General features: G+C 62.2%; 1 protein-coding gene. It reads right to left on the bottom strand.

What is annotated here, in order from left to right; translation table 11 throughout:
- Window positions 1-26 precede the first annotated feature (26 nt).
- Window positions 27-839, bottom strand: an 813-nt coding sequence (locus NW815_RS06785; protein ID WP_414415833.1) for an ABC transporter ATP-binding protein, incomplete at its 5' end; no start/stop codon positions are given.

Below are 839 nucleotides of genomic sequence, written 5' to 3'. Positions count from 1 at the left end.
ATAGTCCAGCATATCATTGACTAGAGTCATACTCTCCCCTCTTCCTTTGGGAAAAGGGCCGGGGGTGAGGGATCCCCGCCAATCTCCACAGGCCACAGAGCCTCTGGCGGCAAATGGATCCACACTGCCTGCCCCGGCGCAAACATCTGATGGGGAGCCACCCAAGCCTGCAGACTGCCCCAAGGGGTTTGTAAGGTCAGCCGTCGCTGGGTGCCCGCAAAGCGTTCCGCCATCACCTGGGCCAAGAAAACATTGTCGGCCAAGCCGGGCGGCTGGGGAAGCACCTGCACCTGTTCCGGACGCACCGTCAGCCGCACCTGACCTTGAAGTGGCACGGCGCTTTTCAAGCGGATCCCGTTGTTGAGGCGAAGCTGGTGACCCTCCGCCTGCGCATCGAAAAAATTGACCCCGCCAAAAAAGCGGGCAATGCGCTCGGAGCGCGGCTGCTGATAGAACTCCACAGGGGATCCCACCTGGTGTAGCTGCCCCTCAAACATCAGGCCGATGCGTTGGGCCATGGCTGTGGCTTCTGCTTGATCGTGGGTAACCAGCACCGTCGTCACCCCTGTTTCCGCCTGCAGCTCCAGGATGAGGGCCTGCATCTCTTGGCGCAGGTTGGCATCCAGGGCCGATAAAGGTTCATCCAACAGCAGCACCTTGGGCCGAATCACCAAAGCCCGCGCCAGGGCCACCCGCTGCGCTTGTCCGCCAGAGAGCTGGCTGGGCCGACGCTGAGCAAAGCCGGCCAATTGCACCCGCTCCAACATGCGCCAGGCGGCAGCCTCCCGCTCTGCCCGGGGAATACCCCGCATTTTCAGGCCAAAAGCGACATTCTCCCC

Origin of the sequence: Synechococcus sp. R6-7 (assembly GCF_047461695.1) — a bacterium.
Taxonomy (GTDB): Bacteria; Cyanobacteriota; Cyanobacteriia; order Thermostichales; family Thermostichaceae; genus Thermostichus.
This window is presented reverse-complemented; position numbering and strand designations above follow the sequence as displayed.